The sequence below is a fragment of the Rathayibacter sp. AY2B7 genome, assembly GCF_002931635.1.
Lineage (GTDB): Bacteria > Actinomycetota > Actinomycetes > Actinomycetales > Microbacteriaceae > Rathayibacter.
In genome coordinates this window covers 21,683-41,601 of the sequence record NZ_PSUC01000007.1, presented here as the reverse complement: position 1 = coordinate 41,601, position 19,919 = coordinate 21,683, and the positions used below count along the sequence as shown (strand labels likewise).

The following is a 19,919-nucleotide window of genomic DNA, read 5'->3' as shown; positions in this document are numbered from 1 at the left end:
GCCTCGACCTCCGGAGCATGGGTGAAGATGGGCGGATGACATCCGTGGGGGGCGTTCCGGAGCTCAGGCTGGCCGTCGTCGACGACCAGCCCCTCTACCGGCACATGCTGTCGTCGCTGCTGCGCGCGGTGCCGGGCGTGCGGAGCGTCGTGGAGGCCGGATCCGCCACGGAGGCGCGGTCGGTGCTGCGGCCCGCGGAGCTCGACGTGGCGATACTCGACATCGAGCTCGGCGACGGGGACGGCATCGAGCTCGGGCGCCGGCTGCGGTCCACCGCGCCGGGGCTGGGCATCGTCCTGCTCTCGGCCGTCGACGCGATGCACCGCTTCCTCCGCCTCGACCGCGCCGAGGCCCGCGGCTGGAGCTACCTCTCGAAGACCTCCTCCCTCTCCGCCCCCGCCCTGCTCGCGTCCGTCCGCGCGACGGCGGACGGCCGCACCGTGCTCGATCCGGCGCTGGTCGCGGCCCGCGCGGCTCGCCGAGACTCCCCGGTCGCCGCGCTGAGCCCGCGCCAGTACGAGGTGCTCTCGGGTCTCGCATCGGGGTTGACCAACGCCGCGATCGGCGAGCGCCTCGGCATCGCGGTCCGCTCGGTCGACAACCACGTCAACGCCGTCTACGCGTCCCTCGGCGTCCGCTCGGACGGCGAGCGCAACCCGCGGGTCGACGCGACGCTCCTCTTCCTCGAGCACACCGGATGAGCGCCGGCCCGCGCGACGCGCGCGAGGACAACCGCATCGTCCTCGGAGCGATGGCCCTCCTCGGCGGCGTCCTCTCGCTGCTGGCCGCGCTCCAGGCCGTCTTCGCGCTCGGGATGCTGTCGCGGACGCTGCGGGGCGTCGATCCGGGGCCGCTGCTCGACGTGACGACGCGCGTCCTGGTCAACGTGTCGACGATCGGGCTCGCGATCGCCCTGGTCGCGGTGCTGCGTCCCGAGCGCTCGACCGGCAGCGGCCGGGTGGCCCGGACGGCGGTCATCGCCGTGGGGATGGGACTCCTCCGCTGCTGCCTCCAGGTGCTGACCGGCGTCTACCCGCTCTCGGCCCTCCCCGCTCTCGCGGTCGAGCTGGTCGTCGGATCCACGGTGATCGCGCTGATCACCGCCTACGGCTACCTGCTCGTGCGCGCGGCACGGCGCGTGCGCGAGAAGGAGCGGGAGCACGCCCGCGCCTCCGTGCAGGCGCTCGAGGCGGTGCAGGCCCTGCAGCGGGAGGAGCTGCGGGTGCGGCGCGACGTCGCGCAGAGCCTGCACGGCGGCCTCCAGAACGGACTCGTGGTGCTGACCGCCGAGCTGCACGCGGTCGCGAGCACATCCGACGAGGCGGCCTCGGAGCGGCTGCTCGCCATCGCCGCCCGGCTCGACCGGCTCCGCGAGGACGAGGTGCGCGCAGTCGGCCACGCCCTCTACCCGGTCGAGATCGACCACGGCCTGGTCCCCGCCGTCCGCGACCTCGTCGCGCGCCTCCCTCCCGAGATCGCCGTCGACCTCGACCTCGGCCGCATCCCGGCGCTCGCCGCCGAGGGTGCCGAGCCGCCGCTCGACCAGCGGATGCTCCTGGTCCGGTTCCTGGAGGAGGCGGTCACCAACGCGCTGAAGCACGGCGGCGCCTCCTCGCTGCGGGTGCGCGGCGACGAGGAGGCGGGCGTCGTGGCGCTCACCCTCGACGACGACGGCCGCGGACTCGTCGAGGGGTCGACGCGCTCGGGCCTGGCGCGGCTGGAGCGGCACCTCGCGGTCTACGGGGGCTCGTTGGAGCTCTCGGACTCGCCCGTGCTGGCGGGGGCGCGGCTGAGGGCGCGGCTCCCGCTGTCCGGCGCTGCGCCCGGCGGGGACGGCGGCGGGGCGGAGTAGCGGGACGGGCGCTCGCGCCGTCCCTCACGTCGAGCACAGGGCGGTCCGAGGGACGGATTCACACCGGATGGCGAGCAGTCTCCTCGTGCCCGCCCCTCACGCCGGGTAGACCAGCAGATCCTCCGGAGCGACGGTGAAGCCTGCCTCGCGGCCGGGCGCGAGGTCGAGGCGCGCCGCGTCGGCCGCCGGGGCGTCGGCGGTCAGGAGCGCGCTGCGCACCCGCACCGCGTCTCCCCGCTGCTCCACATCGGTGATCACGGCGCGGAGGCCTCCCTCTCCGACGGAGACGGCGGAGGGACGGACCGCGGCGAGCACCGCGGCGCCGACCGCGACCGGCTCGGCCGCGACTCCGGACAGCTCGTGGCCGTCGGCGGTGCGCAGACCCGTCGCGGTGCGGACGCCCTCGAGCAGCTCGAGCCCGGCGAGCTCGGCGGTGAACGCGGTGCGCGGGCGCGTGAGGACCCGGGCGGTCGGCCCCTCCTCCACCACACGGCCGCCGTGCAGCACCAGCACCCGGTCGGCGAGGGTCCAGGCGTCGAGCACGTCGTGGGTGACCACGATCGCCGAGCGGTCGGCGAGCACCTCGCGGAGCATCCGGCGGAGGACCGGGGCGGTCCGGGCGTCGACCGCGGCCAGCGGCTCGTCGAGCAGCAGGAGGCGCGGGTCGGTCGCGAGGGCTCGGGCGAGGGCGACCCGCTGCGCCTGGCCGCCGGAGAGGCTCCCCGGGCGCCGGTCGGCCAGGTCGGCCACGCCCGCTGCGGCCAGCTCGCGCTCGGCCCGCTCGCGGGACCGCGCCCGTCCGGCGCCGGCGCTGCGCGGACCGAACGCCGCGTTCTCGCGCACGCTGAGGTGCGGGAACAGCAGCGGGTCCTGCGCCAGCAGGGCGACGGGGCGGCGGTGCGGAGGAGTCCACCGGCGGTCGTCGAAGAGCAGGTCGCCGCCGGCGGTCGCCCGCCCGGAGTCGGCGCGGACGAGGCCGGCGATCAGCTCGAGCACGGTCGACTTGCCCGCGCCGTTGGGCCCGAGCAACGCGATCGTCTCGCCCTCGGCCACGTCGATCCGCACGTCGATCCCGCGCGCCTCGAGCCGCGCCTCCAGCAGCAGGCTCACCGCGGCACCCCTCGGGCGGAGCGGCCGTGCGCGAGACCGATCACGAGCACTGCGACCACCACGAGCACCAGCGCGAGGGCGACCGCCGCGTCCGGATCGCTCTCGCGCTGCAGGTAGATCTCGAGCGGGAGGGTGCGCGTCGTGCCCTCGAGGCTGCCGGCGAAGGTCAGCGTCGCTCCGAACTCGCCCAGCGCCCGCGCGAACGAGAGGATCGTGCCCGAGGCGAGGCCCGGCAGGATCAGCGGCAGCGTGATCCGCCGGAGCACCGTCCCGGGGGAGGCGCCGAGCGTCGCGGCGACCGACTCGTACCGCGCGCCGGCGCTGCGCAGCGCGCCCTCGAGCGTCAGCACCAGGAACGGCAGGGCCACGAAGGTCTGCGCGATCACGACGGCGGTGGTCGAGAACGCGATGCGGACGCCGAGGGCCTCCAGTGCGCCGCCGAGCAGGCCCATCCGCCCGAAGGTGAAGAGCAGCGCCAGCCCGCCGACCACCGGCGGGAGCACCAGCGGCAGCAGCACCAGCGAGCGGAGCAGGCGCTGGCCGGGGAAGGCCGTGCGGGCGAGCACGAGGGCCATCGGGGTGCCGAGCAGCAGGCACAGCAGGGTCGCGACGGCGGAGGTGCGCAGGCTCAGCAGGAGCGCGGCGACGGAGGAGTCGGAGGTGATCAGCGGCAGGAACTGCGGCCAGTCGACGCGGGCGAGGATCGCGGCGAGCGGGAGCAGCACCAGCAGGGCGCCGAGCGCGGCGACGGCCACGATCCAGCGCGGCAGGCCGGACCCGGTGCGCATCAGCCGCGGGCGAGCGGCGTCTCGACGATGACCGTGGTCGCCTTGACCACCGCCACCGCGGGAGACCCGGGCTCGAGCCCGAGCTCGCGGACCGCTTCGCTGCTCATCAGCGAGACCACGCGGTGCGGACCGCACTGCAGCTCGACCTGCGCCATCACGGTGTCCATCACGATGCCGGTGACGATTCCGACGAAGCGGTTGCGGGCCGAGCGCGCGACCGGGGACGGATCCTCCGGCAGCACGGCGTTCGCGCGGGCGAGCCGGGCGACCTCGAGGCCGTCGACGACGCGTCTCCCGGACGCGTCCTTCGCGCTCTCGAGCGTCCCGTTCTCGATCCAGCGCCGCAGCGTGTCGTCGCTCACGCCGAGCGCGGCGGCGGCGTCTCTGATCCGTATCTGCGGCATGGAGTCGATCCTACGTCCGCGGCTGAGCCCGTGCCGTGTCCGTCTCCTCCACGAGATGCCGCTGCGGTACGCCTCCTGCGGCGTGCCGCGCATCCGGGTGGCATCTCGCGGAGAGGGAGGAGAGGAACGCGGAGGAACGGGCGCTGGGGATCCCGGGCCCCGCGCGCAACCCCCTGGAGGACCGGCGGGAGCACGACGCACGCTGAAGGGACGACGACACAGGAGGCGGCATACGCGCGATGGTCTACCGGGGCCCCTACAAGGTCCGCGTGGAGGAGAAGGACCGGCCGAGGATCGAGCACCCGAACGACGCGATCGTCCGGGTGACGATGGCGGCGATCTGCGGATCCGACCTGCACCTCTACCACGGGCTGCTCCCGGACACCCGGATCGGCCACACCTTCGGCCACGAGTTCATCGGCGTGGTCGACGAGGTGGGCTCGTCGGTGCAGGACCTCAGCGTCGGCGACACGGTGATGGTCCCCTTCACCATCTCCTGCGGCTCCTGCTGGTTCTGCTCCCGCGGCCTCTACTCCAACTGCCACAACGTGAATCCGAACGCCACCGCGATCGGCGGCATCTACGGCTACTCGCACTCGGCAGGCGGCTACGACGGCGGGCAGGCGGAGTACGTGCGCGTCCCTTTCGCCGACGTGGGCCCGACGAAGATCCCCGAGTGGCTGCCGCACGAGGACGCCCTGATGCTCACCGACGCCTTCTCGACCGGCTACTTCGGCGCGCAGCTCGGCGACATCGTCGAGGGCGACACGGTCGTGGTGCTCGGAGCCGGACCGGTCGGCCTGGCCGCCGCGCGGTCCGCCTGGCTGATGGGCGCCGGCCGCGTCATCGTCGTCGACCAGATCGACTACCGGCTCGCCAAGGCCCGCGAGTTCGCCTTCGCGGAGACCATCGACTACCCCGAGGAGGACGACCTCATCGTCACCCTCAAGAAGACCACCGGCGGGCTCGGCGCCGACGTCGTGATCGACGCGGTCGGGGCGGAGGCCGACGGGAACCTCCTCCAGCACGTCACCGGCGCCGAGCTCACGCTGCAGGGCGGCTCGCCGATCGCGCTCAACTGGGCGATCGACGGCGTCCGCAAGGGCGGCACCGTCTCGGTGATGGGCGCCTACGGTCCGCTCGCGAGCGCCGTCAAGTTCGGCGACGCCGTCAACAAGGGCCTCACGCTGCGGATGAACCAGGCCCCCGTCACCCGCCAGTGGCCGCGCCTGTTCGAGCACATCCGTGCCGGGCACATCACGCCCAGCGACCTGATCACGCACCGCATCCCGCTCGAGCACATCGCCGAGGGGTACCACCTGTTCTCGTCCAAGCTCGACGGCTGCATCAAGACCGTCGTCGTCCCGTAGGAGGATCCCGTGCCGTACACCGCCGACCGCCCCGTCCGCGTGCCGACCGCCGAGGAGCTGCGTGCCCGCATCACGGGCTGGGGCGCCGACCTCGATCCCGCCGACCGGCCCGCCTTCCCCCGCGAGCGCAGCGACCTCGTCTCGGGCGCGCACTGGGAGCGCCCGGAGAGGATGCGGACGCACGGCCGTCGCGAGAAGAGCATCGAGCACCTCGAGCTGCCCGCCGTCTTCGGCACGGCGCAGCCCCTCAACGGGATCTCGGGCGCGATCCGCCGCTACGCCTACGACCGGTTCAGCGAGGGGCGCCACGCGCACTGGCTGCTGCTCGTGCTGGGCGACCGGGTGGAGTCGACCGGGGCGCACCTCCGCTCGCTGCTCACGACACGGCCGGACGATCCGATCACCGAGACCGGTGTGCTGGCCGAGGTGCACGCGCGCCCGATCGCCTCGCGCCGCGGCCGGACCGACGTGCGCCACCAGATCCTCGACCCGCTGCTCGTCGGCGGCCCCTGGGTCCTCGCCGCCCTCGGCGCCGTGGCCGTCGCCCGCCGCCTCCTGCGCTGACGCCCGTTCCCCTCTCGCGAGAGGCCGCTCCGGTACGCCGCCGTCGGCGTGTCGCGGACCGGAGCGGCGTCCCGCGGAGGAGGACGGGGGTTCAGCGGCTGCGGGGTGCGGCGCCCGCGGTCGGCGCGGTGCGGGTGTCGACGCTCGCCGTGAGTGCCGCGGAGTAGCCGGACGCCGGGCTGCCGGACATCGTCGCGAGCTGCAGGGCTCCACCGTCGTCGCCGAAGACGGAGTCCGAGTCCAGGCCGACCCGGGCGAGGTTCGCGGCCGAGCCCGCGTACGCGTCGAGGGCGTAGACCGCGGTGCACGCCTCCTCCTGCAGGGCGACCTGCGAGGTCGCGATCGCGTTCGACGCGTCGGTGATCGAGTCCACTCCCGGGTGCACCTCGAAGTGGATGTGCGGCCACCGGCCGGAGTAGCAGGCCGGGACGATCGAGGCGAAGGAGACGACGCCCGACGCGTCGGCGACCTGCACGCCGCGGAGGTACGTCTCGTCCTCGACGCCGCTGGAGTACATCGAGTAGTCCCCGTGCGCGTCGCAGTGCCAGACGTACACGGCGGCTCCGGCGAACGGCACGCCCCCGTTCGCCGCGTCGAGGATCGTCAGAGTGAGCGCCAGGGGGACCCCGTCGGCCGTCGCGCCGCCGCCGATGCTGGTCCGCAGGTCGCTGCGGACGATCCCGGAGCGCTCGAGGACGTCGACCCCGTTCGAGCCGTCGCCCGGGTAGGGTCCGGCCGTCTCGTCGGGGATCTCGCCGGCGACCGCGGTGGCGGTCCCGGCCGTGGCGGTCGCGGTGGGAGTCGCGGCGGCGGTCGCGGCGGCGGAGGAGGCGGATCCCGGTCCTCCGGTGGCGCACGCCGCGAGCCCGAGGGTCGCCGCCCCCGCGCCGACCAGCGTCAGCACGCCGCGACGTGAGAAGAGGGTCCCCACGTCGAACGGGAGGCCCTGGTCGACCACCTCCTCCTCGGGGCGGTCGAGGCGGCGGCCCTCGTAGGCCGGTCCGTCGGGCGTGCTGCGGGGCTCCGGGATGCGGGTCATGGTCGTGCTCCTCGTCGATCGTGGTGTCCGTCGCGAGCAACCCTGGCCGCCGGGGCTCTGCGCCTCCGATGACCGTCCTACGACCCTCCTATGACCGACCCGCTGACCGTCCTGCACCCCTCGTCCGACGCCGCGACGCTCCTCACGGCGCTCCGAACCCGGCCGCCGCGAGCGCCGCGCGTCCGGCGTCGGAGGCGACGTACGCGACGAAGGCCGCCGCCGTGGCCGGGTCGCCCGCTCCGGTCAGCGCCGCGATCGGGTACGTGTTCACCGCCTCCGAGGCCTCGGCGAAGGGGATGCCGGTGACCGAGCCCGCGGCCCCGCGGACGTCGGTCGCGTAGACGAGCCCGGCGTCCGCCTCGCCCGAGGACACCTTGCCGAGCACGTCGGTGACCGACGACTCCTCGCTCACGGGGGAGATGTCGACCCCGGCGGCCTGCTCGACCGCGGCGGCCGCCGCTCCGCACGGCACCTGCGGCGCGCAGACGACGGTGGCGGTCCCGGGCCGGGCGAGGTCGGCGAGCGAGGCGACCTGTGCCGGGTTGCCGGGGGGCACGGCGATCTCGAGCGTGTTCGTGGCGATGTCGACCGGGTCCCCGTCGACGAGCCCGGCCTCGGCGACGGTGGACATCGTGCGCTCGTCGGCGGAGGCGAAGACGTCGGCCGGGGCGCCGTTGACGATCTGCGTCGCGAGGTCGGAGGAGCCGGCGAAGGAGAGCTCGACCTCGGCTCCGGGCTCGGCGGCCTCGAACCCCGTGGCGAGCTCGGTGAACGCGCCCTTCAGCGAGGCGGCGGCGAAGACCGTGAGGGAGCCGCCGGCCGAGGACGTCGCGCCGCCGGTGGCCGCATCGCCGGCGGGGGTCGACGGAGCGGAGCAGCCGGCGAGCAGGAGGAGCGCGGCAGCGGCCGGGACGAGGGGGAGCAGGCGACGACGCACGGGGACCTCCGGATCAGGAGTCCGCAGATGCGGCGGACAGCTGATCCTATGACCTCAGGTGCGGAGAAGGGCTGTAAGTGAGGCCTCAGGTGCGGCGGAGAGACGATCCGAGGACCGCACCGGCCGGGCGACGCACCTGCGCGGGGAACGACCGCCCGCGCGACGCACAGCGGCGGGCGGACCGCAGCCTTCCGGCTCCGGCCCGCCCGCCGCTCGTCGCGGCCGCCTCGACGGCGGCCCTCCGCTCAGCTCTGCGGCGGCGAGTAGAACTGGAGGTCGTTGCCCTCCGAGTCCTTGAAGGGGAGGATGCGGCCCCACTCGTGGTCGCTGATCTCGCCCTGGATCGACGCGCCCCGCGCCGTGAGGCGCTCCAGCTCGTCCTCGATCGAGCCCTCGGGCTGGAACGAGATGACCGCCCCGCCCTGCTCCGCGACCGTGGCCGACTCGCGGGCGTTCAGGCCGATCATCAGCCCGCCGGCGTCCAGCTCCGACCAGTCGTCCGAGGTGTCCTTGACCTCGAGGCCGAGCGTGTCGCGGTAGAACGCGACCGCCCGCTCCATGTCCGTGACGGGGACCCAGACCGTTGCGACTCCTGATGCCATGTCGTGCTCCTTCGCTCGATGATGCCGTTCCTCCGACGTTAGGTCGGGGACGCCCGGAGCGGGGGCCCTTGCGTCGACGCGCGGAGGCTGCTCTCGCGCGGGCGCCTCTCCGCCGAGACACCGCCCCCTCGCCGGTGTCCCGGCGCGCAGCGGGACGTCTCCGCCCGGCCTCTGCGCGAACGCTCCCCGCCTCAGCGCTCGGCGACGAAGCGGTGCACCACCGCGAGGTCCTCGTCGCCGAGGCCGGCGTCGACCAGGTCGTGGAACACGGTGCGGAGCGTGCCGAGCAGCGGAGCGGAGGTGCCCGTCGCCTCCGCCTCGTCGGCCGCGGCCCGCAGGTCCTTGTCCATGAAGGAGGCGACGCCGGTCGGCGTGTAGTCGCGGGCGACCAGGGCATTGCGCTTGGTCTCGAGCACGCGGCTGCCCGCGTAGCCGCCCTGCAGCAGGGCGAGCAGCGTGTCGAGGTCGAGGCCGGAGCGCTCGGCGATGACGGCGGCCTCCGCGATCGCGGTCATGGTCGCGGCGACGACGAGCTGGTTGCAGGCCTTCGCCACCTCGCCGGCGCCGAGCGGCCCGAGGCGGACGGCGGTCCCGCAGGCGGACAGGACGGGCAGCACCCGGGCGACGTCCTCCTCCGCCCCGCCGACCATGATCGAGAGGGTCCCCGCCTCGGCGCCCTCGGTGCCGCCGCTGACGGGGGCGTCGACGAGGCGGAGCCGCGGGTGGCGTCCCGCCAGCTCGCGCAGGCCGGTGGCGGACACGCTGGAGCAGACGACGAGCACGAGGTCCGACCCCGCGGCGAGCACTCCCTCCTCTCCTTCGAGCACCTCCTCGAGCTGCGGCAGGTCCGGCACCATCACGATCAGCACGTCCGAGGCGGCGGCGAGCGAGCGGGCGGAGTCGTGCCACTGCGCCCCGGGGACGGCGCGGCGGGCGCGGTCGGCGGACGCGGGGCGCGCGGTGATCCCGAGCGGGACGCCGGCGGCGACGAGGCGCCGGGCCATCGGGGCGCCCATGCTCCCGAGCCCGACGAAGCCGGTGCGCGCGGGGGGGAGGGCGGCGGTCGTGGTGTCCGGCATGCGCCCAGCATATCGAACAGGGTTCACAGGAGTGAAGTAGGGTGGGCGCGGGCCGATCCGGGGGAGAGCCTCCCGCACCGTCCCGCGAAGGGACACCCGTGACCGATCGCCTCCGCGTCGTCATCGCCTCGCCGCTCAGCTCCGAGCTGATCGCCCGCATCGTCGAGCTCGAGCCGCGCCTCGACGTCGTCGCCGACCAGAGCCTCCTCCCTCCGATGCGCCACCCCGGCGACCACGGCGGAGACCCCTCCTTCCGGCGCACCCCGGAGCAGCAGCGCGCCTTCGACGAGCTCGTCGACTCCGCGGACGTGCTCTACGGCGTGCCGGACGAGACCCCCGCCGCGCTCGCGCGCACGGCGGCCGCGAATCCGCGCCTCCGCTGGGTGCAGACGATGCCCGCGGGCGGAGGCGCGCAGGTGCGGGCCGCGGGGCTCGACGACGCGCAGCTCGAGCGCATCGCGTTCTCGACCTCCGCGGGAGTCCACTCCGAGCCGCTCGCCGAGTTCGGGGTCTTCGGACTCCTGGCCGGCGCCAAGTCCCTCCCGCGCCTCCAATCCCTCCAGTGCGAGCGCGTCTGGGGCGGCCGGTGGACGATGGGGCTGATCTCGGAGCAGACGGTCCTGATCGTGGGGCTCGGCACGATCGGGCGCGCAACCGCCCGCAAGCTCCAGCAGCTCGGCGCCCGCGTGATCGGCACGAGCCGCCACGAGACCGAGGTGGAGCACGTCGACGAGATCGTCGCCCCCGACGCGATCGCGGAGGTGGCGGGCCGGATCGACGGGGTCGTCGTCACGCTCCCCGGCACCGCCGCCACCGAGAAGCTGGTCGGCTCCGAGTTCTTCGCCGCACTGCGCCCCGGCGCCTCGTTCGTCAGCGTCGGCCGCGGGACGGTCGTCGACGAGGAGGCGCTGCTCGCCGCGCTCGACGACGGCCGCGTCGGCTTCGCCGCGCTTGACGTGGTGGCGGAGGAGCCGCTCGAGCAGAGCAGCCCGCTCTGGAGCCACCCGAGCGTCCTGATCAGCCCCCACACCGCGGCGCTGAACGTCGCGGAGGACCGCCTGATCGCCGAGCTCTTCGCGCGCAACGCCACCCGCTTCCTCGACGGGGAGCCCCTGATCAACCGAGTCGATACGGTGGAGTTCTACTGACCCCGCCCCCGGAAGAGGACGCCATGGCCCGCCCCGATGCGCCCCCGACGACGGTCGACTCCGACAGGGGCTCGGGCGCCCCCGCCGTGTCGCGCGCCATGCGGATCCTCGACCTCCTGGCCGACGCGGGCGGCCCGCGCACGCTGACGGACATCGCCCGCGAGCTCGGGATCGCCAAGTCGTCGACCTCGAACCTCTGCGCCGCACTCGAGGAGGGCCGGCTCATCCGCCGCGTCGGCTCCGGCTTCCTCCTCGGTCGGCGCACCGTCGAGCTCGGCAGCCACTACCTCGCCGGCTTCGACCCGGTGCGCGAGTTCTACCGGCTCTGCGAGGAGTCGCCGGTGCTCTCGCGTCAGCTGGTGCAGATCGCGCTGCTCGACGGCACGCGGGTCCTCTACCTGGCGGTGCACGAGGGGCGGGAGCGGTTCGCGCTCTCCGCGAGCGTCGGCGACCGGTACCCCGCCTCCGCCACGGCCGTCGGAACGGCGCTTCTGGCCGAGCTCGACGACAGCGAGATCGCCGAGCGCTTCGCCGACGACCGCGACATCGTCGTCTTCACCGACCGGTCCACGTCCTCGACCCGCGAGCTGCTCCGCAAGGTCGCCGCGGCGCGCGTGCGCGGCTACGCGATCGACGACGGCGAGCTGCACCCCAGCGTCCTGGGCGTCGCCGTCGCGGTCCCGGCCGCCACCCGCTCCGATCTCTCGGTCGCGGTCGGCGTCTCGCTGGTCCGGCCGGTCGGCGACGATCAGGAGGAGGTCGTCGCGGCCCTCCGCGAGGCCGCCGCGGCGCTCGGCCGCCCGCCCCTCGTCGCCGGAGCACCCGCCTGACGCCTCGCCGTCCATTCTGTTGAATGCCGTTCACTGGGCTGTTACGCTCGACCCATCCCGCCTCTGCGGGCCGGAGTGAGCGAGGCACCGTGGCGACCAGCAGAACGAGCAGCATCACCGGCGTCGAGCCGAGGGGCGTCCGCTGATGCGCCTCGCGCGGATCCGGGCCGAGGACGGACCGGCCGTCGTCCTCCAGGTCGCGGGGGAGTGGCGCGAGATCGAGGACGCCTTCGCCGCGGAGCCGGTCGAGACGGGCCGCCGCTGGCTTGTCGAGGGCGCGCAGCTGCTGGCCCCGGTGGAGCCGCGCGTCATCCTCGGCATGGCGCACAACGGCTCCGCTGCCGACCGGCTGCTGCCGCCGCAGGCCTTCCACAAGACCGCGCACACGCTGGCCGGGCCCGGCGACCCGATCGTCCTCGACGAGGGCATCGGCCCGGTGGTCGTCGAGGGCGAGCTCGCCCTGGTCATCGGCCGCACCGCGCGGCACCTCACGCCCGAGGACGCGCTCGCGCACGTGCTCGGAGCGACGGTCGCGAACGACGTCACCGCTCCCGGGATGATCGCCGCCGACGGCCTCTTCCTCCAGGGCAAGAACGGCGACGGCTGGACGCCGCTCGGACCGTGGATCGAGACCGGAGTCGACGTCGACGCGGTCGGCATCACGGTGAGCGTCGACGGGGAGGTGCGGGCCGTCTCCTCGACCGAGCGCCTCGGCTGGCGCGCCGCCGAGATCCTGGTGCACCTCACCTCCCACCTCACGCTCCACCCGGGAGACGTCGTCCTCACCGGCTCGCCCGGCACGGCCGTCGAGGTCGGGCCCGGCCAGGAGGTGCTGATCGCCCTCGACGGGATCGGTGCGCTCGCGAGCCGCACTGTCGCGGGCCCTCCGCGCGCGGCGCCTCCGCAGCCCTGACATCCGCTCCGACCCTCTGGAGGAACCGTGCTCTTCGACCTGACCGACCGCGTGGCGCTCGTCACCGGATCCAGCCGCGGCATCGGCCGCGCCGTCGCCACCGGCCTCGCCGAGGCGGGCGCCACCGTCGTCCTGAACGGCCTCGACCCCGAGCGCCTCGAGGCCGCCCGAGCCGAGCTCGCGGAGCGGTTCGCCGGCACCGACGACCGCCCGCGGATCCACGCCCGCGCCTTCGACGTCACCGATGACGCGGCCGCCGAGGCGGGCGTCGCGTGGATCGAGGAGGCGGTGGGCCCGCTGCGCATCCTGGTCAACAACGCCGGCGTCCAGCACCGCGTGCCCCTGCTCGAGCTCGAGGTCGCCGACTGGGAGCGGGTGCTGCGCACGAACCTCACCAGCGCCTTCGTGGTCGGCCGGGCGGCGGCGAAGCGGATGATCCCGCGCGGCACCGGGAAGATCGTCAACGTCGCCTCGGTGCAGGCCGATCTCGCGCGGCCGACGATCGCGCCCTACACCGCCTCGAAGGGCGGGATCCGCAACCTCACCCGCGCGATGACGGCGGAGTGGGCGCAGCACGGCATCCAGGTCAACGCGATCGCGCCGGGCTACATCCACACCGAGATGACGCAGGGCCTCGTCGACGACGAGGCGTTCAACAGCTGGATCCTCGGCCGCACGCCCGCCGCGCGCTGGGGCCGCGTCGAGGACCTGATCGGCCCTGCCGTCTGGCTCGCCTCCGACGGCTCGGACTACGTCAACGGGCAGGTCGTCTTCATCGACGGCGGCATGACCGTCGTCGTCTGAGCCACCCCTCGACCCACCGAACGGAACCCGCATGACCGCGCTCGTCCCCGCCTCCACCACCCGCGTCGTCGTCCACGCCGCCGGCGACCTCCGCGTCGAGGACGCGCCGCTCGCGCCGCGCGGCCCCGGCGAGGCTCTCGTCGCCGTCGCGTACGGCGGGATCTGCGGCTCCGATCTGCACTACTGGACGCACGGCGCCGCGGGCGAGTCGATCCTCCGCGAGCCGCTGACGCTCGGCCACGAGGTGGTCGGCACGGTCGTCGAGGCAGCGGCGGACGGCTCCGGACCCCCGGTCGGCGCGGCCGTCGCCGTGCACCCCGCGACCGCGCGCGGCGAGTGGCCAGACGGGCGCCCGAACCTCGCGACCGAGGGCACCTACCTGGGCAGCGCCGCGCGGATGCCGCACACCCAGGGCGCGTTCGCCCGCCACGCGGTGCTGCCGGCGCGCATGCTCCGCGAGCTGCCCGCCGGTCTCGGGCTCCGGGAGGCGGCGCTCGCGGAGCCGGCGGGCGTCGCCTGGCACGCGGTGTCCCGCGCGGGGGAGGTGTCGGGACGGCGCGCGCTGGTGATCGGCAGCGGCCCGATCGGAGCGCTGATCGTCGCCGTGCTGAAGCGGGCGGGGGCGGCCGAGATCGTCGCGGTCGACCTGGCCGAGGAGCCCCTCGCGATCGCCCGCGCGGTCGGCGCGACCCGGACGATCCGCGCGACCGACGCCGACGCGATCGCCGAGGTCGCGGCCGACGTCGTCTTCGAGTCCTCGGGCAGCCCGCGCGGCCTCGCCTCGGCCGTCCGGGGCGCCGCCCGCGGCGGCACCGTCGTGATGGTGGGACTCCTCCCCTCGGGCGAGCAGCCGGCCCTGATCTCGCTCGCGATCACCCGGGAGCTGCGCCTGATCGGCTCCTTCCGCTTCGTCGACGAGATCGACGAGGTGCTGGCGGCGCTCGCCGACGGAAGCCTCGCGGTGGCGCCGGTGGTCACGCAGGTGGTGCCGCTGGAGCGCGCGCTCGAGGCCTTCGAGCTCGCCCGCGACGCCTCGCGCTCGAGCAAGGTGCTGCTCGACTTCACCCCGTGACGGGCGCTCGAGGCGCCTCCGGAGGGTCGGGATCGCCCGAGCGTTCGGGGTTCCCTCGGACGGCGGCGCCGCCGGAGCACTACCGTTGCACCATGGCGTCCACCGATACCCCCGATTCCGCCCCCGAAGCCGACACCGCTTCCGAGAGCGCCCCCACGCTCACCTTCTCCGACCTCGGTCTCTCCGACCCGGTCCTCAAGGCCCTCAAGGAGGTCGGCTACGAGACGCCCTCGGCCATCCAGGCCGCGACGATCCCGTCCCTCCTCTCCGGCCGCGACGTCCTCGGCGTCGCCCAGACCGGCACCGGCAAGACCGCGGCGTTCGCGCTGCCGATCCTCTCGCGCCTCGACGTCTCGCAGAAGACGCCGCAGGCCCTCGTGCTGGCCCCGACCCGCGAGCTCGCGCTGCAGGTCTGCGAGGCGTTCGAGCGCTACGCGTCCGGCCTCCGCGGCGTCCACGTCCTCCCCGTCTACGGCGGCCAGGGCTACGGCACCCAGCTCTCCGCGCTCCGCCGCGGCGTCCACGTCGTCGTCGGCACGCCCGGCCGCATCATGGACCACCTCGAGAAGGGCACCCTCGACCTCTCGCAGCTGAAGTTCCTGGTTCTCGACGAGGCCGACGAGATGCTCAAGATGGGCTTCGCGGAGGACGTCGAGACGATCCTCGCCGACACCCCCGTCGAGAAGCAGATCGCGCTGTTCTCGGCCACGATGCCCGCGCAGATCCGCCGCATCTCGGGCAAGTACCTGAAGGAGCCGGAGGAGATCACGGTCAAGAACAAGACCACGACCTCCGTCAACACCACCCAGCGCTACCTGATGGTGTCGTACCCGCAGAAGGTCGACGCGCTCACCCGCATCCTCGAGGTCGAGAACTTCGAGGGCATGATCGTGTTCGTTCGCACGAAGAGCGAGACGGAGACGCTGGCCGAGAAGCTGCGCGCCCGCGGCTACACCGCGGCGGCGATCAGCGGAGACGTGGCCCAGGCACAGCGCGAGCGCACCGTCGAGCAGCTGAAGTCGGGCAAGCTCGACATCCTCGTCGCGACCGACGTCGCCGCCCGCGGCCTCGACGTCGAGCGCATCAGCCACGTCGTCAACTACGACATCCCGATCGACACCGAGTCGTACGTCCACCGCATCGGCCGCACCGGTCGCGCGGGGCGCAGCGGAGCGGCGATCAGCTTCGTCACGCCGCGCGAGCGCCGCCTTCTCGCCGCCATCGAGAAGGCCACCCGCCAGCCGCTGACCGAGATGCGGATGCCGAGCGTCGAGGACGTCAACGTCACCCGCCTCTCGCGCTTCGACGACGCGATCACCGCGGCGCTCGCCGACACCGAGCGCCTGCAGCGCTTCCGCGACATCATCGGCCACTACGTCGAGCACCACGACGTGGTCGAGTCGGACGTCGCCGCCGCGCTGGCCATCGTCGCGCAGGGCGAGGAGCCGCTGCTGCTCTCGCCCGACGACCCCCGCTTCGCCCGTCGCGAGCGCGAGGACCGCGACTCCCGGCCCGACCGCGGCGACCGACCCGAGCGCGGCGACCGCTTCGACCGCGGCGGCGACCGCGGCGAGCGTCCCGAGCGCCGTCAGCGCCCGGCGAACAGCAACCTCGCCTCGTACCGGATCGAGGTCGGCCGCCGCCAGCGCGTCGAGCCCCGCCAGATCGTGGGCGCGCTCGCGAACGAGGGCGGCCTCAACCGCGGCGACTTCGGGCACATCGACATCCGCCCGGACTTCTCGATCGTGGAGCTGCCGGCCGACCTGCCCCAGGACGTGCTCGACCGCCTCGCCGACACCCGCATCAGCGGCCAGCTGATCGAGCTGAAGCCGGACCGCCGTCCGAGCCGCGCCGGCGCCGACCGCGGCGCACGCCCCAGCGGCCCGAGCCGCTCGAGCGAGCGCCCGGAGCGCAAGCCGCGCTACTGACGCCTCCCGCCCCGGCGGACGGGCCTCCACGAGACGCCACTCCGGTACAGCGACCCTTGCGTGTCGCGTACCGGAGTGGCGTCTCGCGTTCGTGCGGGGGGCGGCCTCAGCGGCGCAGGACGCGCCGGGCCAGCACGTTGCCGAGCAGCTGCACCAGCTGCACGATCACGATGATCACGAGCACCGCGGCCCAGGTGACGACCGGCTCGAACTGCCGGTAGCCGTACTGGATCGCGAAGTTGCCGAGCCCGCCGGCGCCGATGTAGCCGGCGACCGCCGACATGTCGATCACGGCGACGAACACGAACGTGTAGCCGAGGATCAGCGGACCGAGCGCCTCCGGCAGCAGCACCGTGCGGACGATCCGGAACCGGCTCGCTCCGACCGACCGCGCCGCCTCGATCACGCCGGGCTGCACGGTCAGCAGGTTCTGCTCCACGATCCGCCCGATGCCGAATGCGGCGCCGAGCGAGAGGGTGAAGACGATGGCGTCCGTGCCGATGCCGGAGCCGACCACCAGCCGGGCCAGCGGCTGGGCCGCGGCGATGAAGATGATGAACGGGATCGGCCGGAACACGTTCACGATCACGTTGAGCAGTCCGTAGACCACCCGGTTCGCGTAGAGGGCGCCGCCGCGGGTGAGCGCGAGGCCCAGTCCGATCAGCAGTCCGCCGAGCCCGCCGAAGAGGAGGCTCAGCGCGACGATGTAGAGCGTCTCGCCGGTCGCCTGGACGAGCTTGGGCAGGAGCGGGATCAGCTCGTTCATCGGGGCACCTCCGTGAGGGCGACGCGTCCGCCGAGGCGGGCGAGGAGGGGGTCGACGACGCCGTCCGGCGCGTCGAGGGCGACCGTGAGGTGGCCGAAGGCCCGCCCGCGGACGTCGGTGATGCCGCCGTAGACGAGCTCGAGCGGCACGCCGGCGGCCGCGACCTCGGCGAAGACGTCGCCCTGGGAGGCGGAGTCGTCCGAGAACGAGAGCGTGACCAGCCGGCCGCGGTGGCGCGCGCGCAGCACGGCCGCCTCCGCGGGCGAGGGCACCGAGCGGACGACCGTGGAGACGAAGCGGCGGGTGACCGGCTCGCGCGGGGCCGAGAACACGTCGAAGACGGGCCCGCGCTCCACGATGCGGCCCGACTCCATCACCGCGACCTTCGTCGCGAGCTGCTGGACCACGTCCATCTCGTGGGTGATCACGACGATGGTGACGCCCAGCTCCTCGTTGATGCGGCGGAGGAGGGCGAGCACCTCGCCGGTGGTGTCCGGGTCGAGCGCGCTGGTGGCCTCGTCGGCCAGCAGGATGCGCGGGGAGGCGGCGAGGGCGCGGGCGATGCCGACGCGCTGCTTCTGCCCGCCCGAGAGCTGCTCCGGGTGGCTGCGCGCCTTGTCGCTCAGGCCGACGAAGCGGAGCATCTCGTCGACGCGGGCGCGCTGCTCCGCGCGCGGGACGCCCGCGACCTGCAGCGGGTAGGCGACGTTCTGCCCCACGGTCTTCGAGCCGAACAGGTTGAACTGCTGGAAGATCATCCCGATCCCCAGGCGCAGCCGGCGCAGCTCGCGCTCGGGCAGGCCCACGGTCTCGCGGCCGTCGATCTCGATGCTGCCGCTGGTCGCGGGCTCCAGGGCGTTGACGAGGCGCGCGAGCGTGCTCTTGCCGGCGCCGGAGTAGCCGATCACGCCGTAGACGTCGCCCGCCTCGATCTCGAGGCTCACGCCGTCGACGGCCGCGGTCGGGGCGGCGCCGCGCCCTGCGCCGGGGTACACCTTGCGCACGTCGGTCATGCGGATGAGCGGCACGGGGCGCCCTTTCTGTTGCGGGGGAGGCGCGGGACCGCGCCGGTGGGGAGCTCCGCGAGCGGAGGACCCGACCGGCGCGGTGCCGCGGGTGCCGGAGTCAGGAGGCGGCGGAGATGTCGGTCTCGGCGGACTCGAGCGAGGTCTCCAGCTCGGAGGCGGGGGTCTTCAGGAAGACCGCGGTGCCGCCGGACTGCTCCGAGACGCCGTCGAGCACGTCCTGGCTGTCCTGGTAGATCGAGACGAGCTTCGTGTAGGTCTCGTTCTCGGCGTCGTCGGCCCGGGCGGCGAAGATGTTCGTGTAGAGCAGGGAGGCGGGGTCGCTCGGGTCGTCCTGGGCGATCGCGTCCGAGGCCTTGAGGCCCGCGTTCTCGATGAAGTCGTTGTTGATGATCGCGGCGGCCACGTCCGGGAGCGACGTCGGGGTGAGGGAGGCCTCGAGCGCGGTGACCTCCACCTTCGAGGAGGACTCGACGTCGTCGACGTTCGAGAGCACTCCGCCGCCGTCCTTCAGCTCGACGAGCCCGGCCGACTGCAGCACCAGCAGCGCGCGCGCCTGATTGGTCTCGTCGTTGGGGATCGCGACGGTGGAGCCGGCGGGGATGTCCGCGACGTCGTCGTACTGCGAGGAGTAGAGGCCGAGCGGGTAGATCGCGGTCGCGCCGATCGGCACGAGGTCGGCGTCGGCCGAGGTGTTGTACTGCGCCAGGTAGGCGATGTGCTGGAACTGGTTGAGGTCGATCTCGCCCTCGGTGAGGGCGGGGTTGGGCTGGTTGTAGTCGCTGAAGTCGACGATCTCGACGTCGATCCCGGCGTCGGCGGCGGCCTTCTCGTAGGTGGCCCAGTAGGGGTCGCTCGCGCCGACCACGCCGATGCGGACGGTGTCGTCGCCGCCGCCCGCGCCGGAGCAGCCGGCGAGGAGGAGGGCGGCGGAGGCGGCGATCGCGGAGGTCGCGAGGAGTCGGGTGCGCAGGGTCATGGCTGTGGGGATCCTTCCGTGGAGAGGATCCGGGCACTCGGCACCGACCGGGCGGTGCTGGTCACCGCCGGCGCTGCGACCGGCCTCCGGTCGCTCGGCGCCGCGACTGCGCGGATCCCGGGGATCACCTTACGAAGGCGGTCGGACCCGCGCGGAACCCGCGCGTAACACGGCGACTCGGAGGCAGCGGAGGCGCGCGCTCACCGCCTGAGCGCGCCGTGGCGGCCGCTCATCGCGGGATCGCGTCGTGCCGCGCGCACGAGCTCTCGAGACCGCTGGGGCTGCAGCTCAGCGCCTGACCGCGCCGCGCCGGGCGCTCAGCTCGCGAGCGCGCCGTCCTCGCCCGCCGACGCCTCGTGCTTGGCGATCCGCTTCGCGATCGCGTCGCGCTCGGCCCGGAGCGACGCGATGGTCGGCTTGTCCAGGCGGGGGTCGGCCAGGTCGGCGAAGGGGCTCGCGGCGCCGGTGCGCGCGGACACGAGCGCGGCGTACGCCTTCGTCGCGGCGCGGAGCTCGGCTCCCGCCCGTTCGACCTTCCGCGGCTTCGACTCCTTGTCCGAGACGAGTCGGGCGTGCTTGTCGAGGGCGTCTACCAGCGCGCGATGCGCGGCGTCAATCTTCTTGCTCATAGGCGCATTATGGCGCAGGATCGGCGCACGGCGCCGAACGCGTCCCGCACCAGCCCTCCGTCCCCCTTCGCGAGAGGCCG

The 19,919-nt window shown here is 74.2% G+C and carries 21 protein-coding genes; 10 read left to right on the top strand and 11 right to left on the bottom strand.

The window, feature by feature from the left end:
• Positions 1 to 35 precede the first annotated feature (35 nt).
• Together C5C27_RS02675 and C5C27_RS02670 are read left to right on the top strand one after the other, a co-directional pair.
• Complete coding sequence (locus C5C27_RS02675; protein ID WP_104237929.1) at positions 36 to 701, top strand: response regulator transcription factor; 666 nt, start codon at positions 36 to 38, stop codon at positions 699 to 701.
• Positions 698 to 1,852 carry a sensor histidine kinase gene (locus C5C27_RS02670; protein WP_104313542.1) on the top strand — a complete coding sequence of 385 codons (1,155 nt, stop codon included), beginning with the start codon at positions 698 to 700 and terminating at the stop codon, positions 1,850 to 1,852. The genes C5C27_RS02675 and C5C27_RS02670 overlap by 4 nt, the downstream gene beginning before the upstream one ends.
• A gap of 96 nt (positions 1,853 to 1,948) precedes the next feature.
• On the opposite strand, the gene C5C27_RS02665 is transcribed toward C5C27_RS02670, so the two are convergent.
• Genes C5C27_RS02665 through C5C27_RS02655 form a run of 3 tightly spaced genes read right to left on the bottom strand, consistent with a single transcriptional unit; the run spans position 1,949 to position 4,154 of the window.
• Positions 1,949 to 2,962, bottom strand: a complete 1,014-nt coding sequence (locus C5C27_RS02665; protein ID WP_104313541.1) for a sulfate/molybdate ABC transporter ATP-binding protein — start codon at positions 2,960 to 2,962, stop codon at positions 1,949 to 1,951.
• Positions 2,959 to 3,750, bottom strand: a complete 792-nt coding sequence (locus C5C27_RS02660) for an ABC transporter permease (protein ID WP_104313540.1) — start codon at positions 3,748 to 3,750, stop codon at positions 2,959 to 2,961. Before C5C27_RS02660 ends, C5C27_RS02665 begins: the two co-directional genes overlap by 4 nt.
• Complete coding sequence (locus C5C27_RS02655; RefSeq protein ID WP_104222447.1) at positions 3,750 to 4,154, bottom strand: molybdopterin-binding protein; 405 nt, start codon at positions 4,152 to 4,154, stop codon at positions 3,750 to 3,752. Before C5C27_RS02655 ends, C5C27_RS02660 begins: the two co-directional genes overlap by 1 nt.
• A 230-nt stretch (positions 4,155 to 4,384) precedes the next feature.
• Here C5C27_RS02655 and C5C27_RS02650 point away from each other — a divergent pair, with 230 nt between their 5' ends.
• Positions 4,385 to 5,524: a zinc-dependent alcohol dehydrogenase gene (locus C5C27_RS02650; RefSeq protein ID WP_104313539.1), complete on the top strand. Its 1,140-nt coding sequence runs from the start codon at positions 4,385 to 4,387 to the stop codon at positions 5,522 to 5,524.
• A gap of 9 nt (positions 5,525 to 5,533) precedes the next feature.
• Complete coding sequence (locus tag C5C27_RS02645) at positions 5,534 to 6,088, top strand: hypothetical protein (RefSeq protein WP_104313538.1); 555 nt, start codon at positions 5,534 to 5,536, stop codon at positions 6,086 to 6,088.
• Between the two features lie 91 nt (positions 6,089 to 6,179).
• Here the strand turns inward: C5C27_RS02645 and C5C27_RS02640 are convergent, their stop codons facing one another.
• From C5C27_RS02640 to C5C27_RS02625, 4 genes are all read right to left on the bottom strand, one after another.
• The gene (locus tag C5C27_RS02640) at positions 6,180 to 7,127 is read right to left on the bottom strand and encodes an intradiol ring-cleavage dioxygenase (protein WP_104313537.1); all 948 of its coding nucleotides are present in this window, start codon (positions 7,125 to 7,127) and stop codon (positions 6,180 to 6,182) included.
• A 142-nt stretch (positions 7,128 to 7,269) separates the two neighbouring features.
• Positions 7,270 to 8,064, bottom strand: a complete 795-nt coding sequence (gene modA, locus C5C27_RS02635) for a molybdate ABC transporter substrate-binding protein (protein WP_104313536.1) — start codon at positions 8,062 to 8,064, stop codon at positions 7,270 to 7,272.
• A 245-nt stretch (positions 8,065 to 8,309) separates the two neighbouring features.
• Positions 8,310 to 8,666 (bottom strand): VOC family protein, encoded by a 357-nt coding sequence (locus tag C5C27_RS02630; RefSeq protein ID WP_104313535.1) that lies wholly within the window; start codon positions 8,664 to 8,666, stop codon positions 8,310 to 8,312.
• 191 nt (positions 8,667 to 8,857) lie between these two features.
• Positions 8,858 to 9,745, bottom strand: a complete 888-nt coding sequence (locus C5C27_RS02625) for an NAD(P)-dependent oxidoreductase (RefSeq protein ID WP_104313534.1) — start codon at positions 9,743 to 9,745, stop codon at positions 8,858 to 8,860.
• Between the two features lie 98 nt (positions 9,746 to 9,843).
• Here C5C27_RS02625 and C5C27_RS02620 point away from each other — a divergent pair, with 98 nt between their 5' ends.
• The 6 genes from C5C27_RS02620 to C5C27_RS02595 all read left to right on the top strand — a co-directional run bounded on the left by C5C27_RS02620 (position 9,844) and on the right by C5C27_RS02595 (position 16,440).
• Complete coding sequence (locus C5C27_RS02620; RefSeq protein WP_258062498.1) at positions 9,844 to 10,893, top strand: D-2-hydroxyacid dehydrogenase; 1,050 nt, start codon at positions 9,844 to 9,846, stop codon at positions 10,891 to 10,893.
• A gap of 23 nt (positions 10,894 to 10,916) precedes the next feature.
• A complete protein-coding gene (locus C5C27_RS02615; protein WP_104233523.1) occupies positions 10,917 to 11,723 on the top strand; it encodes an IclR family transcriptional regulator in 807 nt (268 codons plus the stop codon).
• A 145-nt stretch (positions 11,724 to 11,868) separates the two neighbouring features.
• A complete protein-coding gene (locus C5C27_RS02610; RefSeq protein WP_104313533.1) occupies positions 11,869 to 12,636 on the top strand; it encodes a fumarylacetoacetate hydrolase family protein in 768 nt (255 codons plus the stop codon).
• 27 nt (positions 12,637 to 12,663) lie between these two features.
• A complete protein-coding gene (locus tag C5C27_RS02605) occupies positions 12,664 to 13,440 on the top strand; it encodes an SDR family oxidoreductase (RefSeq protein ID WP_104313532.1) in 777 nt (258 codons plus the stop codon).
• A 31-nt stretch (positions 13,441 to 13,471) separates the two neighbouring features.
• The gene (locus C5C27_RS02600; RefSeq protein ID WP_104237940.1) at positions 13,472 to 14,512 is read left to right on the top strand and encodes an L-idonate 5-dehydrogenase; all 1,041 of its coding nucleotides are present in this window, start codon (positions 13,472 to 13,474) and stop codon (positions 14,510 to 14,512) included.
• Between the two features lie 92 nt (positions 14,513 to 14,604).
• A complete protein-coding gene (locus tag C5C27_RS02595; RefSeq protein ID WP_104237941.1) occupies positions 14,605 to 16,440 on the top strand; it encodes a DEAD/DEAH box helicase in 1,836 nt (611 codons plus the stop codon).
• A gap of 106 nt (positions 16,441 to 16,546) precedes the next feature.
• Here C5C27_RS02595 and C5C27_RS02590 read toward each other — a convergent pair whose 3' ends face one another.
• The 4 genes from C5C27_RS02590 to C5C27_RS02575 form a co-directional block, all read right to left on the bottom strand.
• Positions 16,547 to 17,206 (bottom strand): methionine ABC transporter permease, encoded by a 660-nt coding sequence (locus tag C5C27_RS02590; protein WP_104237942.1) that lies wholly within the window; start codon positions 17,204 to 17,206, stop codon positions 16,547 to 16,549.
• Positions 17,203 to 18,234 (bottom strand): methionine ABC transporter ATP-binding protein, encoded by a 1,032-nt coding sequence (locus tag C5C27_RS02585; protein WP_258066478.1) that lies wholly within the window; start codon positions 18,232 to 18,234, stop codon positions 17,203 to 17,205. The genes C5C27_RS02590 and C5C27_RS02585 overlap by 4 nt, the downstream gene beginning before the upstream one ends.
• Before the next feature lie 97 nt (positions 18,235 to 18,331).
• A complete protein-coding gene (locus C5C27_RS02580; protein WP_104237943.1) occupies positions 18,332 to 19,210 on the bottom strand; it encodes a MetQ/NlpA family ABC transporter substrate-binding protein in 879 nt (292 codons plus the stop codon).
• A gap of 317 nt (positions 19,211 to 19,527) precedes the next feature.
• Positions 19,528 to 19,839, bottom strand: coding sequence for a hypothetical protein (locus C5C27_RS02575; protein ID WP_104233529.1), 312 nt, complete (start codon positions 19,837 to 19,839; stop codon positions 19,528 to 19,530).
• Positions 19,840 to 19,919 lie beyond the last annotated feature (80 nt).

What these genes read in the sequence shown, in the direction of transcription:
- C5C27_RS02630 (WP_104313535.1), bottom strand. Translation starts at nt 8,666, where the DNA reads ATGGCATCAGGAGTCGCAACGGTCTGGGTCCCCGTCACGGACATGGAG.
- C5C27_RS02600 (WP_104237940.1), top strand. Translation starts at nt 13,472, where the DNA reads ATGACCGCGCTCGTCCCCGCCTCCACCACCCGCGTCGTCGTCCACGCC.
- C5C27_RS02625 (WP_104313534.1), bottom strand. Translation starts at nt 9,745, where the DNA reads ATGCCGGACACCACGACCGCCGCCCTCCCCCCCGCGCGCACCGGCTTC.
- C5C27_RS02670 (WP_104313542.1), top strand. Translation starts at nt 698, where the DNA reads ATGAGCGCCGGCCCGCGCGACGCGCGCGAGGACAACCGCATCGTCCTC.
- C5C27_RS02575 (WP_104233529.1), bottom strand. Translation starts at nt 19,839, where the DNA reads ATGAGCAAGAAGATTGACGCCGCGCATCGCGCGCTGGTAGACGCCCTC.
- C5C27_RS02640 (WP_104313537.1), bottom strand. Translation starts at nt 7,127, where the DNA reads ATGACCCGCATCCCGGAGCCCCGCAGCACGCCCGACGGACCGGCCTAC.
- C5C27_RS02655 (WP_104222447.1), bottom strand. Translation starts at nt 4,154, where the DNA reads ATGCCGCAGATACGGATCAGAGACGCCGCCGCCGCGCTCGGCGTGAGC.
- C5C27_RS02595 (WP_104237941.1), top strand. Translation starts at nt 14,605, where the DNA reads ATGGCGTCCACCGATACCCCCGATTCCGCCCCCGAAGCCGACACCGCT.
- C5C27_RS02590 (WP_104237942.1), bottom strand. Translation starts at nt 17,206, where the DNA reads ATGAACGAGCTGATCCCGCTCCTGCCCAAGCTCGTCCAGGCGACCGGC.
- C5C27_RS02675 (WP_104237929.1), top strand. Translation starts at nt 36, where the DNA reads ATGACATCCGTGGGGGGCGTTCCGGAGCTCAGGCTGGCCGTCGTCGAC.
- C5C27_RS02580 (WP_104237943.1), bottom strand. Translation starts at nt 19,210, where the DNA reads ATGACCCTGCGCACCCGACTCCTCGCGACCTCCGCGATCGCCGCCTCC.
- C5C27_RS02660 (WP_104313540.1), bottom strand. Translation starts at nt 3,750, where the DNA reads ATGCGCACCGGGTCCGGCCTGCCGCGCTGGATCGTGGCCGTCGCCGCG.
- C5C27_RS02610 (WP_104313533.1), top strand. Translation starts at nt 11,869, where the DNA reads ATGCGCCTCGCGCGGATCCGGGCCGAGGACGGACCGGCCGTCGTCCTC.
- C5C27_RS02615 (WP_104233523.1), top strand. Translation starts at nt 10,917, where the DNA reads ATGGCCCGCCCCGATGCGCCCCCGACGACGGTCGACTCCGACAGGGGC.